Source organism: Kitasatospora sp. NPDC036934 (assembly GCF_055608425.1).
The window spans coordinates 474,752-488,029 of the sequence record NZ_JBVJQR010000003.1; the positions used below are offsets into that span (position 1 = coordinate 474,752).

Below are 13,278 nucleotides of genomic sequence, written 5' to 3' on the forward strand. Positions count from 1 at the left end.
CCGTACCGCGACGAGGGCGACGACGCCTGGGCGCGCGGCCGGGTGCCGCACTGGAGCGAACTGGAGGAACCCGACGCCGAGGACGAGACCGGCGTCATGGTCCGCCCGTACACCATCACCCGCGGCCGGACCGCGCCCGAGCGCGACGACCTCACCCTCATCACCGTGCTCACCACGGCCGAGGACGAGGCCGACGCGGCCCTGGCGCGGGGCAGTCGCGCCGGTGCCCGCGGCCTCCAGCCCGAGCACCGGCTGATCCTCGACCGCTGCCGCCGCCCGGCGGCCGTCGCCGAGGTCGCGGCCGGCCTGGACCTCCCGGTCTCGGTCACCAAGATCCTGCTGGGCGACCTCGTCGCCCAGGGCCTGCTGAAGGCCCGGGCCCCGCTCTCGGTGGCCCGTGCCGCCGGGGACGTGGACCTCGGCCTGCTCACGGCCGTACGTGAAGGACTCCGGAGGCTCTAAGCCATGGCAACACCCCACTCCGCCACCCCCGTTGCCGCCCCCGCCGCGGTCAAGATCCTCATCGCCGGCGGCTTCGGCGTCGGCAAGACCACCCTGGTCGGCTCGGTCAGCGAGGTCACCCCGCTGCGCACCGAGGAGTACCTGACCACGGCCAGCGTCGGCGTCGACGACCTGGCCGGCGTCGACCAGAAGGACACCACCACCGTCGCCCTGGACTTCGGCCGGATCACCGTCAGCCCCGAGCTGGTGGTCTACCTGTTCGGCACCCCCGGGCAGGAACGTTTCTGGTTCATGTGGAACGACCTGGTCAACGGCGCCCTCGGCGGGATCGTCATCGCCGACACCCGGCGGCTGGACACCAGCTTCGCCTCGATCGACTTCTTCGAGAGCCGGGGCATCCCGTTCGTCGTCGCGATCAACTGCTTCCACAACCACAACACCCGCACCCCGGACGAGATCCGGGCCGCCCTCGACCTCGACCCGCAGGTCCCGATGCTGATCGGCGACGTCCGCGAGCGCGGCTTCGGCCGCGACCTGCTGCTCGCCCTGGTCGACCACCTGATGGACCTCGCCGCCGCCCCCGTCGGCTGAACCTCCCCCGGAGCGCTACATGACCACCCCCCTTCGCGTCCTCGTCCACGGCGGCGGCATCGGCGGCCTCACCCTCGCCACCGCCCTCGCCCGGCGCGGCCACCAGGTCGAGGTCGCCGAACTGCGCGACCGGCTGGAGGCCCTCGGCGTCGGCATCATCCAGCCGTCCAACGCCCTCCACGTGATGCGCGAGATCGGCGTGCTCGACGAGTGCCTCGCCGCCGGCTTCGAATGGGAGGTGCTGACCATCTGCGACCCGGCCGGCACCACCGTCGCCCGGATCCCCCAGCCCCGGATGGGCGACGCCCCCTCCAACAACGGCATACCCCGCCCCGCCCTGGCCCGGGTGCTGGCCGACGCCGCCACCTCGGCCGGTGCCGTGCTGCGCTTCGGCACCACCATCGCCTCGGTGAAGGACGACGGCACCGGGGTCGACGTCACCCTCGGCGACGGCCACCACGGCCGCTACGACCTGGTCGTCGGCTTCGACGGCATCGGCTCCCCGCTGCGTCGGCACCTGTACGGCGACACGTACGCCCCCGAGTACACCGGCTTCGCCAACTGGCGCGTCACCCTGCCGCGTTCGCCCGAGGTCCAGGGCGTGGTGATGTCGGCCGGCAACCTCAGGGCCAAGGCGCTGCTCACCCCGATCAGCGCGGAACTCATGTACCTGGGCGCGGTGTTCGCCGAGGCCGAGGACTTCCGCCCGGACCCGTCCACCGCCCACGAGCAGCTGCGGGAACGCCTGGCCGGCTTCGGCGGCCCCATCGCCGAGGCCCTCGCCCAGGTCACCGACCCGACCGCGGTGGTCTACTCCCGGATCTCCCAGGTCACCGTCGAGGAGCCCTGGCACGTCGGCCGCATCGTCCTGGCCGGCGACGCCGCCCACGCCTCCACCCCCCACCTCGCCCAGGGCGCAGCGATGGCCGTCGAGGACGCCCTCGTCCTGGCGGAGAGCCTGGACGCCGCCGAGGACGTCCCGGCCGCACTCACCGCCTGGGAGGCCCGCCGCCGCCCGCGCGCCATGTGGGTGCAGTCGCTGTCCCGCGCCGTCCTCAAGCAGGAGACCGGCACGCCAACCACTGCGGAGGAGGACGCGCTACTGAAGGTCGGCATCCCGGGCGCCGCCCACGTGCTGGTCAAGCCGTACTGAGGCCCGCGGACGGGGCCCCGCCACGGGCCGGGGCCCCGCTGCCGTTCAACGCGGGCTGATGGCCCTGCGCCGCTCCCAGACCGCCGCCGAGACGCGGGCCAGCAGGCGGGCCGCCGGGTCGGTGCGGTCGGTGCCGTCGGCGAGCGGGCCGGTGTAGCAGACGGCGACGAGGTAGGGCGGGCAGTCCCGTGGATGGACCAGGCCGACGCAGTGCCGGGCGCCGGGCACCCAGCCGTTCTTGAACGCGATCCGGGTGCCCGGTGGGAGGCCCGCGGCGAGGTCCACCCGGAACTCGTTGCGTTCGAGGAGGGCAAGCAGTTCGGGTTCGTCGGCGAGCGAGTGGAGGAGACGGACCAGGTCGCGGGCGCTCACCCGGTTGTACACGCCCGCTTCGCGCGCCGGGTAGTCCTCGATCCCGCGCGGCGTACTGCTGCGGGACGCCCCCGCCCGACGCCACACCTCGGCGATCGCGCGCTGGTCGGTACGGGCCAGGCAGAGGTTGGTGGCGAGGTTGGAGGAGTGGGTGATCATCCGCTCGGCGAGCAGGCGGAGCGGTACGTGGGTGCCGAGCAGCTCCCAGGGCAGCGGATCGCTGTCCCAGCCGGGATCGTTGCCGAACTCCCCGCCCACGACGGACTCGAAGCGGTTCACCACCGGCACCTCGGCGTCCAGGTTCGTCCCACCGCGCACCAGCGCGGCGAGCACGGCCACCTTCATCGTGCTCGCGGCATCGTGCAGTTCGTCCGGCGCGCGCAGGAACACCGGCTCGGCATCGCCCTCCCAGGGGGCCACCACCACAGACAGCATGGCGGAAGGGTAGGGCATCCAGCCCGGCGGTACGCCAACGGCCCGCCGCCGGGGAGGCGGTGGGCCGTTGAGGGGAGGACTGGATCAGACCTCGGCGGTGGCGGCGAACGAAACGAACGCCTCCCAGGCAGCCGGGTCGAAGGCCAACTGCGGGCCACTCTTGTCCTTGGAGTCACGCACGTGGACGGTGCCGGGCGTCGCAGCGACCTCGACGCACTCCGCACCCTCGTTGCTGCTGTAGCTGCTCTTGAACCACGCCAGCTCGGCCATTTCTACCGCTCTCCCAGGATCATCTCGATCAAGGCCAAGGACTCCCTCATGTTGAGCGCCTGCCCCCTGAGGGTGCCGTACCGTGCGGCCATGATACGGACTTCCTCCGGGTCCGTGATCAGCCGATTCACGTGCTGCACCTCGACGTACGCGATCTGCGGCCGCCCCGGCGGAGTGAGGAGCGTGAACGCTCCACCCATGCCTGCATTCTCCGGCGTGTCGAGCGGCATGATCTGCAGCTCCAAGCCGCGGATCTCAGCCGCCTTCAGCAACCGTTCGAGCTGTTCTCGATGCACATCCCAACCTCCGACTGGCCGACGGAGAATGCTTTCGTCCAGCACCCAGCTCATGGTCGGCAACGGCCACCGCGTCAGGATCTCCTGCCGCGCGAGCCGCGCCGCAACCCACTGGTCGATCTGCTCGACGGAGAGCCACGGCCTACGCATCTCGTAGAGCGCTCGGGCATGTGCCTCGGTCTGCAACAACCCCGGAATGAGCAGGGTGCTGTAGCCGTGAATCTCCCTGGCCTTGGCCTCCTCCGCCGTGAAGGCCTTGTTGAAGGCCGGGTGCCGCTCACTCATCCGCACCTTGGCCTTCATCACGTCGTCCGCGATGACCCTCAGCACACCCCCCGCGTTCAGCAGGTCGTCGGCCATCTCCAGGAACTCGATCCTGGCCGTCCTCAGCCCCCGCTCCATCGCGCCGATCTGGTCCTCGCTGTATCCCGTCAGCCGACCCAGCTCCCGCTGGGTGATCCCCGCCCGCTCGCGGAACAGCTTGATCAGCTTCCCCACCGCGCCGTAGAACTCCGCGACCCCGTCCGAGTTCTCCGCCGTCTCGCCGTCGAAGACCGTGCGCTCGACGCCACCCACCGCAATCACCCACCCTTTCGATCGATGGATCCCGGCCGACCCGACAAGCCAACCCTCCGCACCCGTACAAGTACTCTCAGTGCTCGCCGAATGCATGGTCAGCGTACGTCCGCCCCGTCACGCTTCTACCCATGACGACCGAAATCCCCCTCGACAGACCCCGCCCCCACGTCACCGTCCTCCCCGCCACCCCCAAGGGCGCGGCCACCTGCCGACGCATCGCCAGACGTCAACTCACCGCCTGGGGGCTGAACTCGACGCACACCGAGCCGTTCCACTCTGCCCTCCTCGTCGTCGCGGAGCTCGCCGCGAACGCGATCACGCACGGACGCGTCTCGGGGCGCGGGTTCGAGCTGCACCTCACCCTCACCACCACCGCGCGCCGGGGCACCACCCTGCGCATCGAGATCAGCGACCCCAGGGGCGACAGGCTCCCCGTCCTCCCCACCGTCCACACCCCCAACGCCCAGTCCGGACGCGGCCTCACCCTCATCGACGCCCTCTGCGACCGCTGGGGCACCATCCCCCGCCACCCCAACGCCAAGACCGTCTGGGCCGAACTCGACCTCACCGACGCCGTCCCCGATGCCACCTGAACCCCGCCATGGCCCGGGCAGTGCGATGCTCTGCACGCTCCTGCCCTTCGCGCTCGTCCTCGCGCTGCTCGCCTGGTCGCACCACCACAACCGCTCACCACAGCAGCCGACTTCTCGTCCGACGGCCGGCCCGTGAAACACCGAGGAGTGGGAAGTCGGCCACACCGACTTCCCACTCCTCACCCGTGCACGGCTCCCCCGTCCGCGGCCCCCACCGGCCACGGCACTCCTGTCCGCGCTCGGCTCAGGCTCCGCTGCGGCGGCGACGGCGCCGCTCGTGGAGCAGGACCAGGACACCGCCGGCCAGGAGCAGCCCCACGCCGGCGCCGGCGGCGATCCGGACGCCGCTCCCGGCCCCGGTGGAGGCCAGCGCACCCCCGGTGCCACCGGAGGGCTCTGCGCCCGGGTTCGGCACGGCCGACGGGCTCGACGTGTCACCCGGGGTCGGGTTCGGGGCCGGGTTCGGGTTCGGGCTCGCCGAGCCGCTCGGGGAGGCGGAGCCACCCGGGGTGGTCGGCTCGCCCGTTGCGGTCGGCTCGCCCGTTGCGATCGGCTCGCCCGTTGCGGTCGGCGCGGCCGACGGGCTCGGCGGCGCGGTCGGACTCGCCGTGCCGGTCGGGGTGGCGGTGGGCGACGGAGAGGCGCCAGCAGCCGTCCAACTCGCCTTCGCGGTCGCGGTGGTGGCGATCCTGGTGTCAGCGCTCGCCAGAAGGATCGCCTGGCTGTCACGGCCGACCATCGCCCGGCCCGCCGGCGCCGGGACCGACGCCGTCGCCGTGACGGTCGCGCTGCCCGCCGACGACCCGGCCGGGGCCTTCACGAAGAGCGCGTCACCGTTCTTCGCCGGCTGGGTCAGCTTTCCGCTGCCGTCGGAGAGGACCTTCCCCTCCCGGTCGGTCAGCACCACGCCCGCCGCGGCCGCCGCGGGATCGAGTGACGCGCCCACCGGGTCACCCGTGGAGGTGATCCCGATCGGGCCGAGTACCTGCCCGGCCTCCCCGGCCACCGCGCCGGGAGCGAGGGAGAGCGAAGCGCCCGGCTCGGGCTCGTCGACCGCGTGCGCCGCGAGGTAGTCGGCGACCTTGGCGCCGACCGGGTCGAACGGGACCCCCGTGACATGGTTGGTGATGCGCCAGATGGCGGCCTGGGTCGCGCCGGCCGCATGCGCCTTGGAGAGCTTGCCGCCGACCAGCTCGCCGAGCTCGCCCTCGGTGACCGCCGGGTACCCGTGCTGCAGGATCCAGGAGACCTTCCCCGCATCGGGGTTGCCCTTCAGCGTGGGCACGTCGGACCGGCCCGCCTCGCGGTAGGCCGAGCCCGGCACCAGGTCGGCCCCGCTGTCGAGGCAGTACACGAACAGGACGCCGCCGTCAGCGGTCGTCGCCTTGATCAGGCCGCCGATGAGGCCGTCGCCCTTCTTGTCGCTGAACCGGATGTAGTCGCCCGGCCCGATGACATCCGCCGCCGTGATGACGGTCCCCCCGTCACCACCGGTACCACCGGCGCCGCCGTCCGCCGCGGCGGCCACCGACGGCGCGAGCCCGCCGCCCGTCAGAACTCCGGTCGCCAGCACGGCGGCTGCCGTACGCCTTGCACATTTCCACTTCACTGCCGGCTCTTTCTCCTGTGTGAGCTCCAGGACCCTTGGTCCCGGTTTCGAACGGATCGATGGCTTTGTCCGTCCACCCTTCGCAGCACGGGCCGCCATCGGTAGGGGCGGTCGACCTATCAGCCCATAGGCCTGACCTATGGCCGGTCGGGCCAGCCCGGAGAGCCGGGGTTCACCCCCGAGGCCGCAGGCCGCCGGAACCCCCTCCCGCCCCGGCGACTCACTCCCGGACCGGCCCCCGGGACGGGCAACTGCACGGATTGGCAGCGGCTTTGTCGCTGCGGACACGAACAAACCTACTGGCGCCCGGGCGGGCCCGGACCCCGTTCCCGGCGCCACTGCCTGCACCTGCCGGGCGCAACTTCCTGCAGCCATGGGACGTTGGTCCCGCCCGGTCGGGGCGGAGGACCCCTGGGGAGCCCCCGGCAGCCGTTGCACGATCTCTGTCGAGCGGCGGCCCGACCCGGGCCGTCGCTTTCACTTCGACGTCTCCGGGGGTCGCATGGAAGGCAACGCATTGGCGGTACTGGGCGTGGACAAGCAGGAGGAATCGGTCTACCGGCTGGTCCTGCGCTCACCCCGCATCGGGCTCCCGGCGATCTCGCTCGGCTGCGGACTCGACCAGGACAGCACCAGGGCCGCCGTCGCCCGGCTCCTCGAGCTGGGCCTGCTGACCGCCTCGGACGGCCGGTCCGCGTTCACCGGCGTCGACCCGCGGGCAGCCGTCGAAGGACTGGCCCGCCGCCGGCTCGACGGGCTCCAGGACGAGATCCGGCAGGTCGTCTCCACACGCCACCTGGTGGACCGCCTGCTGGAGGACCAGCACGCCGGGCAGCGGGGGCCGGCCCGCGACCTGCAGCAGGTCGAAGGGATCGACCAAGTGGTCGCGTGCGTGGACGAGCTGTCGTTCTTCGCCCGCGAGGAGCGGCTGACCACCCACCCGGGGCCGATCATCGCCGCCGCCCTCGACTCCGTCCGCAGCTCCGACCTGAAGTACCTGCGGCGCGGACTGCGGATGCGGACCATCCTGCACCACAGCGCACTCGACAGCCGGCGGATCAACCGCTTCGCCGCCGAACTCGCCGAGCAGGGCGCCCAGGTGCGCGGCACGGCCGACCCACTGGAACGCATGGTGATCTTCGACCGAAGAACCGCCCTGGTGGCCACCCACCCCCACGACATCACCAGGGGTGCCCTGATCATCCGCCACCCCGGCCTGCTGTCACACCTGCTGTCCCTGTTCGAGCACCACTGGGAGCGGTCCTGCGGCGTCGGCGAGGAACCGCCGAACGAGATCGAACGGGCGGTTCTGCGGACCATGGCCCGCGTCGACAAGGACGAGGCCGGCGCCCGCGCCCTGGACATGTCGCTGCGCACCTACCGCGGCCACGTGGCGGCCCTGATGCGCCGGCTCGACGCACCGAACCGCTTCCAGGCCGCCCTGGCGGCCCGCGACCGGAACTGGATCTGACCGGGCCCGGGCCGGTCCCGGCCGGTCAGCCGGCGATCCCGTCCGCCTCGCCGGAGGTCCCGCTCGGCTCGTCGGAGGCCGTTCGCCGCTGCCACCGGTCCATCGCCTGCCGGAGGGCCTCGCCCATGATCAGGAGGAACTCCGCGGAGGCCCCGAAGCGGGCGCCCGCCGGAGTCGCGGCGCCGAGGACCGCCTCGCCGCGCCGTGAGGCCGTGATCAGAGCGTCGTTCATCCGCAGCGCGGCGAGGGTGGAGCGCCGCCAGATGTCGTCGTCCATGACGTAGCGCTCACGGCGCTCACCGGGCGTCCGCTCGCGCCGGACCATGCCCTGTTGTTCGAGGAAGCCGACGGCGGAGGAGACGGACGCCGGGCTGACCCGCAGCCGCCGGACCAGGTCGGCGGCGGTGACGGCACCCGAATCGGTGACGTACAGGCAGACCAGCACCCTGGCGGCCATCCTGGGCAGCCCCTGCTGTTCGAGCAGGAGCGTGAAGAACGCCGTGAACTCCTGCACCTCCCCGGGGTCCCGCCCGTCGCCGCCGCCTTCGCCGCCGTCGCCGCCCTCGGGAACGCCCGGCGCCAGGGGCCGGTCCCGCCTCCGGCGCCGCGCACGGTGCCGGGCGGCCTCCTCGGCCCGGTTCGCCCGGTACCCCCCGGCCCCGCCGTTGCGGGCGACCTCCCGCATGACGGTCGAGGCGGGCCGCCCGAGCCGTCGGCCGATCCCGGCGAAACCGAGCCCCTCCGCCAGCCCCTCCGCGATCAGCCGACGGTCCTCGCCGGTAAGCCTGTCTCCGGGCATCGCCTCGGCCCCTCCCCTTCCGATCCGATCCGCGCACTCCACAGTCGGCAGTATGCGTTCACCTCCAGCCCATTGCAATGTTCTGCCCGCGCCGCCCATTGCATTCAGCACCATAGTCATTGCAATACATAGCCAACTTCCCAGTAGCAAAAAGGGTTTAGAGCACCCCATCGGCGTTGACGATTCACTGAACGCAATGTAGCTTCGAAAGCGTTCAGAGATTCCCGAACACTCACTCAGGGGGAGATCCAGAATGGGAACCAGCAACGGCGGCTTCACCGAGGCAGGCCTGCGCAAGGTGCGCGACGTGCTGACGCGGCACGTGGACTCCGGTCGGATCCCGGGGGTCGTCGCCCTGGTCGGCCGCGGCGACGAGACGCACGTCGAAGCGGTCGGGACGATGAGCCACGACGGCGGTGCGCCGATGGGCCGGGACACGATCTTCCGGATGGCCTCGACGTCCAAGCCGGTCTCGGTGGCGGCCGCGATGGTCCTGCTGGACGAGTGCGAGCTGCGGCTGGACGACCCGGTGGAGCAGTGGCTGCCGGAGCTCGCCGACCGGCGGGTACTGAAGCGGATCGACGGCCCGTTGGACGACACCGTGCCGGCCAAGCGGCCGATCACCGTACGGGACGTACTGACCAGCACCTTCGGGCTCGGCATGGATCTGACCTCGCTGGGCACCCCGATCATGAACGCGGTCTTCGAGCAAGGGCTCACCCCCGACCTGCCGACGCCGATGCCCGAACCGGACGAGTGGCTCCGCCGCCTCGGCGCCCTTCCACTGATGCACCAGCCCGGCGAGCAGTGGCAGTACCACATCGCCAGCGACCTCCTCGGCGCGCTCGTCGCACGGGTCACGGGGCAGCCGTTCGAGTCCTTCCTGCGCGAGCGGATCTTCGACCCGCTGGGCATGGCCGACACCGGCTTCCACGTGCCCGCCGACAAGATCGACCGGCTGCCGCCCCTCTACGCCCCCGACCCGCAGACCGGGGCGTTCACCGTGTGGGACGAGCCCGCGACCGGGCGCTGGAGCAAGCCCCCGGCGTTCCCCGGCGGCGGTGGCGGGCTGGCCTCCACCGTCGACGACTACCACGCCTACTTCCGGATGCTGCTGAACCACGGCACCCACGCGGGCGAGCGGATCCTGTCCCGGCCCGCCGTCCGGCTGATGACCACCAACCGCATGACGCCCGAGCAGACCGCCGCCCGCCGCGCCCTGGCAGGCGACAACGTCCACCGCTCCTACGGCCAGGGCCAGCACGGCGGGTGGGGCTTCGGCATGGCGGTCCGCACCTACCGCGGCGACTACGCCCCCATCGGCCAGTTCGGCTGGGACGGCGGCAGCGGCACCTCGACCTACGCCGATCCGCAGCACGGCCTGGTCGGCCTCCTGCTCACCCAGACCGGGATGTCCGTGCCGAACTCGGCGCGGCTGATCCACGACTTCTGGACCACCCTCTACCAGGCGATCGAGGACTGACCCACCGTCCCGCCCCACCCCGGCCCACCGGCACGAAGGGCTAAGGACGTTGACTCCATCCGGGTTGGAAGGCGTCCACCAGGTAGCCGCCACCGGACTGGCGCCGGAGCACCAGGTCCCCGTCGTACGGGCCGTCGCCGGACCAGGACCATCCGTCGTCCGCGTGGTAGCTGACCCCGACACTGGCGTGCACCTTCACGACCTCCTGCCGAAGCGTGTCAGGACCGGCGTGCGGATCGGTCGGGGTGACCAGGACGCCGGTCACCTCCGACCTCGCCTGGTGCCGGATCGCCTCCGCAGGCCAAGCCGTGCGACCGGCTCCCGGCAGACCTCCGGTCGTGGCGGTCGAGGCGGCGAAGGCCGGGGTCAGGTACTTCCGCAGCCTGGGCAGCACAGCCGGTTCGGTGCCGTCCCGCTTGACGTCGGAGCTGTTGGCCGTGACCGCCCAGGCGAGCGCGACGGACTCCGCGTCGTCGGGGGCCAGGGCCGGCGGCGCCGGCTGGGTGCCCGGCCGGGTCGCGGTAGCGGCCGTCGGGTCCGGCGCCGGGTCGGTGGGCGCACCGGGCACCGTGGTGCCCGGAATGATGCTGTGGTCGTCGTTCTGGCACGGATTGCAGCGGGCCGGCCCACCGATGCGCCGCCGGTAGTCGGTCGCCCAGCTGTGGCCGGCGCTGCGCAGGTCGACCCCGTAGTCGTCACTGGATCCGGTGACCCGGAACGGCCGGTCACCGTCCTTCAGCGTCCACGTCCGGCGCTTGCCGTCCACCGTGCCCTCGACAGCGAGGACGTAGTCGTAGGTCTTCCGGGCCGAGATGACGGACAGGTTGATCAACTCGGGCTTCTGGTCCTCCAGATAGAGGTACTTGCCGCTGAAGAACGGCGCGTAGGACAGGCTTCCGTCGTTCGACCCGATCAAGGCCTCGCGACCAGGGGAGTCCAGGTCGACGCCGAGGTCCACCTTGCTCCCGACTCCTTCGTGGTGGCAGTGGGCGGTCGTACCGGTCAGCGGATCCGGAGCGGTCGCGACGACCACGGCCCGCAGCGACTCGATGGCGACGACGTGCCCCTTGCCGCCGGCCGCCTCGACCACCAGCCGGGAGGCGCCCACGTCGACGCCGCCCCGCCCGTGCAGCCACGCCCGGGCGGGCACGCAGTCGGTGACCGAGGCCGGGAAGTCGGTCGGCGAGAGCGTGCCGGGCACGATCGTCGGGATGTCGACGGCCGGGTCGCCCAGTTCGTAGCGCGCGCTGAGCTGCGGCCCGGTGTCCCCGCCGGCCTTCAGCACCAGGTACGTCGCCCCGGCCGTGACCAGGGCCATCACCACCGTCAGCACCACCAGCGGCCCTTTGACGATCACCTGAACGACCCTGTTCGCCTGGATCAGGCTGCGGATCGTCGAATTGCTGACCTCGTTGTGGCTGATCTCGTTGTGCGTCTCGCCCTGCCCGCCCATCCCCACCCCGTCAGGCTGCCCGCGGGCACCAGCATGCAAGCCGGAGGCGGGCAAAGGGAAGACCCCGGCCGAGCGGATCGGTCGGGGTCTTCCCGGTGGGGTCAGCTCTTGGTGGGCTTCGGGGCGGCCGGGAGGGTGGCCGAGCCGGTGAGGAGCGGCCATTCCTTGTGGAAGGGCGGGAGGGGGAGCTTGCCCTCGATGATCGGGGTGCCGAAGACCTTCAGGTGGGCGGTCAGTGCGCCGTTCAGGTCGACGCCGCCGACCAGGGCCCAACTTCCCTGGAGCTGCGGCGTGTTGCCGGGGAGATCGACGGCGAGGGAGCCGTCGGCCTTGGCGCTCAGGTAGGGGGCGACGGTGGCCTCGACGCCGACGGTGTCGTACAGGCCGACGCTGGCCTCGACGCCGAGGGCGGCCCGCACCGAGGCCTTGCCGCCGAGGCGGACGTGCACCGGGGAGACCTTGGTGTCCGCGCTGGTGGTCGGGGTCCAGCCCTTGCCGCCGGTGTAGTCGGCGCGCACGGCCCAGGTGCCGGTGGCGTCCTGCTCGGTCTCCAGGTGGACCTGGCCGTCGGCGCTTACCTCCAGGTAGCAGGTGAGGCCGAGGTTGACCACCACGGGCAGGCCCGCGACCGTCAGCACCGGGCTGGCCTGCAGCTTGGCGAAGGGGACGCGGACCGGGGCCGCGCCGGTGTTGCGGGCGACGTCGCCGGTGACCTTCCAGTGCGCCTGGGCGCCCAGGTCGAAGCCGACGGAGGCGGTGCGCGGGCTGCCGGCCTGGGCGCCGTGGTAGGCGAAGTGGACGGCCGGGTGCAGCTGGAGGGAGCCGGAGGCGTCCAGGCTCGCGCCCTGGGGCAGCGGGACCGGGGCCTTGACGTCGACCTCCAGGGTGCCGGAGGCGTCGGCCTTCACGCCGTTGCCGTCGATGCCGGCGGTGGCCTTGAGGTCCTTGACCAGCGGGGTCACCTTGATGCCGTGCACGTCGATCGGCACCTGGCCGTCCGCCTCGGTGCCGCCGAGGAGTTCGGAGAGGGTGGCCGGGCGGGTGGTCAGGTTGACGGTGCTGCCCGTGCCCGGGTTGACGCCGGTGACGGCGACCAGTGCGCCCTGCGGTGCGGCGGCGGTGGGCGGGCTGGCGATCAGCTGGCCGGGCTGGACGGCGGCGGCGGTCGCGGTCGCGCCCGGGACGGCGCTCGGAACAGTGGTCGGCGCGGCGCTCGGGACGGCGGTCGGAGAGGCGCTCGGGGCCGCCGTCGGCGCGGTACCCGGGCCCGAGGCCGTCAGGACGGCCGTGCCCTTCCCCGGGTCGTACGCGGTGAGTTGGAGCGCCTTGGTCGCGGCCGTGACCGCGCCGCCGTCCTTGCCGGGGCTGCCGATGGCGGCCTGCTGGTCGTCGGCCGGGGCGACCGTGACGTTGCCGCTGCTGCCGCCGACCGGGGTCGGACGGCCGGAGGCGGGGGTGCCGGCCCGGGCGCGCGGGGCGCCGGAGGCGGGCGCGCCGCCCGCCGGGCTGCCCCCGGCGGTGGTCGCGCCGGTGTCGGCGGTGCTGGTGGCGGCGGCCGGTTCGACGGCGGCCTGCGGGGCGGTGCTGCCGGAGCCGGTGGGCCCGCACGCGGCCGTTCCGGCGAGGATGAGGGTGAGCAGGGCTGCGGGCGCGGCCCTGCCTATCGAGGGTTTGAACACGCGGCGTCATGTTACTGACGAGGAATAAGTTTG

General features: G+C 72.6%; 13 protein-coding genes. 6 read left to right on the forward strand and 7 right to left on the reverse strand.

Translation table 11 applies throughout. From position 1 onward, the window contains the following. Positions 1-96: 96 nt before the first annotated feature. From ACZ7BZ_RS07245 to ACZ7BZ_RS07255, 3 genes are read left to right on the forward strand one after another with little or no spacing between them, the layout of a single operon-like run. Positions 97-462 (forward strand): DUF742 domain-containing protein, encoded by a 366-nt coding sequence (locus tag ACZ7BZ_RS07245; protein WP_380451653.1) that lies wholly within the window; start codon positions 97-99, stop codon positions 460-462. Positions 463-465: 3 nt separating this feature from the next. Then, positions 466-1,053, forward strand: coding sequence for a GTP-binding protein (locus tag ACZ7BZ_RS07250; RefSeq protein WP_470357507.1), 588 nt, complete (start codon positions 466-468; stop codon positions 1,051-1,053). Between the two features lie 19 nt (positions 1,054-1,072). After that, a complete protein-coding gene (locus tag ACZ7BZ_RS07255) occupies positions 1,073-2,206 on the forward strand; it encodes an FAD-dependent monooxygenase (protein WP_470357508.1) in 1,134 nt (377 codons plus the stop codon). Between the two features lie 45 nt (positions 2,207-2,251). On the opposite strand, the gene ACZ7BZ_RS07260 is transcribed toward ACZ7BZ_RS07255, so the two are convergent. The 3 genes from ACZ7BZ_RS07260 to ACZ7BZ_RS07270 all read right to left on the reverse strand — a co-directional run bounded on the left by ACZ7BZ_RS07260 (position 2,252) and on the right by ACZ7BZ_RS07270 (position 4,155). Beyond that, positions 2,252-3,013 carry a serine hydrolase gene (locus ACZ7BZ_RS07260; RefSeq protein WP_470357509.1) on the reverse strand — a complete coding sequence of 254 codons (762 nt, stop codon included), beginning with the start codon at positions 3,011-3,013 and terminating at the stop codon, positions 2,252-2,254. Between the two features lie 84 nt (positions 3,014-3,097). Continuing rightward, on the reverse strand, positions 3,098-3,283 hold the full coding sequence (locus ACZ7BZ_RS07265; protein WP_470357510.1) for a DUF397 domain-containing protein: 186 nt from the start codon (positions 3,281-3,283) through the stop codon (positions 3,098-3,100). Positions 3,284-3,285: 2 nt separating this feature from the next. Continuing rightward, positions 3,286-4,155: a helix-turn-helix domain-containing protein gene (locus tag ACZ7BZ_RS07270; protein ID WP_470357511.1), complete on the reverse strand. Its 870-nt coding sequence runs from the start codon at positions 4,153-4,155 to the stop codon at positions 3,286-3,288. A gap of 131 nt (positions 4,156-4,286) precedes the next feature. Here ACZ7BZ_RS07270 and ACZ7BZ_RS07275 point away from each other — a divergent pair, with 131 nt between their 5' ends. Beyond that, positions 4,287-4,751 (forward strand): ATP-binding protein, encoded by a 465-nt coding sequence (locus tag ACZ7BZ_RS07275; protein ID WP_470357512.1) that lies wholly within the window; start codon positions 4,287-4,289, stop codon positions 4,749-4,751. Between the two features lie 244 nt (positions 4,752-4,995). On the opposite strand, the gene ACZ7BZ_RS07280 is transcribed toward ACZ7BZ_RS07275, so the two are convergent. Next, entirely contained in the window at positions 4,996-6,324 is a 1,329-nt protein-coding gene (locus ACZ7BZ_RS07280; RefSeq protein ID WP_470357513.1) for a thioester domain-containing protein, read from the reverse strand. Positions 6,325-6,862: 538 nt separating this feature from the next. Between ACZ7BZ_RS07280 and ACZ7BZ_RS07285 the strand changes: the two genes are divergently transcribed. Then, positions 6,863-7,831: a helix-turn-helix transcriptional regulator gene (locus ACZ7BZ_RS07285; RefSeq protein WP_470357514.1), complete on the forward strand. Its 969-nt coding sequence runs from the start codon at positions 6,863-6,865 to the stop codon at positions 7,829-7,831. 25 nt (positions 7,832-7,856) lie between these two features. Here ACZ7BZ_RS07285 and ACZ7BZ_RS07290 read toward each other — a convergent pair whose 3' ends face one another. After that, the gene (locus tag ACZ7BZ_RS07290) at positions 7,857-8,630 is read right to left on the reverse strand and encodes a GbsR/MarR family transcriptional regulator (protein WP_470357515.1); all 774 of its coding nucleotides are present in this window, start codon (positions 8,628-8,630) and stop codon (positions 7,857-7,859) included. A gap of 253 nt (positions 8,631-8,883) precedes the next feature. On the opposite strand from ACZ7BZ_RS07290, the gene ACZ7BZ_RS07295 reads away from it, so the two are divergent. Beyond that, the gene (locus tag ACZ7BZ_RS07295; protein ID WP_470357516.1) at positions 8,884-10,113 is read left to right on the forward strand and encodes a serine hydrolase domain-containing protein; all 1,230 of its coding nucleotides are present in this window, start codon (positions 8,884-8,886) and stop codon (positions 10,111-10,113) included. A 40-nt stretch (positions 10,114-10,153) separates the two neighbouring features. On the opposite strand, the gene ACZ7BZ_RS07300 is transcribed toward ACZ7BZ_RS07295, so the two are convergent. Then, complete coding sequence (locus ACZ7BZ_RS07300; protein ID WP_470357517.1) at positions 10,154-11,566, reverse strand: hypothetical protein; 1,413 nt, start codon at positions 11,564-11,566, stop codon at positions 10,154-10,156. 101 nt (positions 11,567-11,667) lie between these two features. Then, complete coding sequence (locus tag ACZ7BZ_RS07305; protein WP_470357518.1) at positions 11,668-13,245, reverse strand: hypothetical protein; 1,578 nt, start codon at positions 13,243-13,245, stop codon at positions 11,668-11,670. Positions 13,246-13,278: the final 33 nt, after the last annotated feature.

Excerpts from the sequence above, each read along its gene's own strand:
- ACZ7BZ_RS07245 (WP_380451653.1), top strand. The coding sequence starts at position 97 with ATGGTCCGCCCGTACACCATCACCCGCGGCCGGACCGCGCCCGAGCGC.
- ACZ7BZ_RS07250 (WP_470357507.1), top strand. The coding sequence starts at position 466 with ATGGCAACACCCCACTCCGCCACCCCCGTTGCCGCCCCCGCCGCGGTC.
- ACZ7BZ_RS07255 (WP_470357508.1), top strand. The coding sequence starts at position 1,073 with ATGACCACCCCCCTTCGCGTCCTCGTCCACGGCGGCGGCATCGGCGGC.
- ACZ7BZ_RS07260 (WP_470357509.1), bottom strand. The coding sequence starts at position 3,013 with ATGCTGTCTGTGGTGGTGGCCCCCTGGGAGGGCGATGCCGAGCCGGTG.
- ACZ7BZ_RS07265 (WP_470357510.1), bottom strand. The coding sequence starts at position 3,283 with ATGGCCGAGCTGGCGTGGTTCAAGAGCAGCTACAGCAGCAACGAGGGT.
- ACZ7BZ_RS07275 (WP_470357512.1), top strand. The coding sequence starts at position 4,287 with ATGACGACCGAAATCCCCCTCGACAGACCCCGCCCCCACGTCACCGTC.
- ACZ7BZ_RS07285 (WP_470357514.1), top strand. The coding sequence starts at position 6,863 with ATGGAAGGCAACGCATTGGCGGTACTGGGCGTGGACAAGCAGGAGGAA.
- ACZ7BZ_RS07290 (WP_470357515.1), bottom strand. The coding sequence starts at position 8,630 with ATGCCCGGAGACAGGCTTACCGGCGAGGACCGTCGGCTGATCGCGGAG.
- ACZ7BZ_RS07295 (WP_470357516.1), top strand. The coding sequence starts at position 8,884 with ATGGGAACCAGCAACGGCGGCTTCACCGAGGCAGGCCTGCGCAAGGTG.
- ACZ7BZ_RS07300 (WP_470357517.1), bottom strand. The coding sequence starts at position 11,566 with ATGGGCGGGCAGGGCGAGACGCACAACGAGATCAGCCACAACGAGGTC.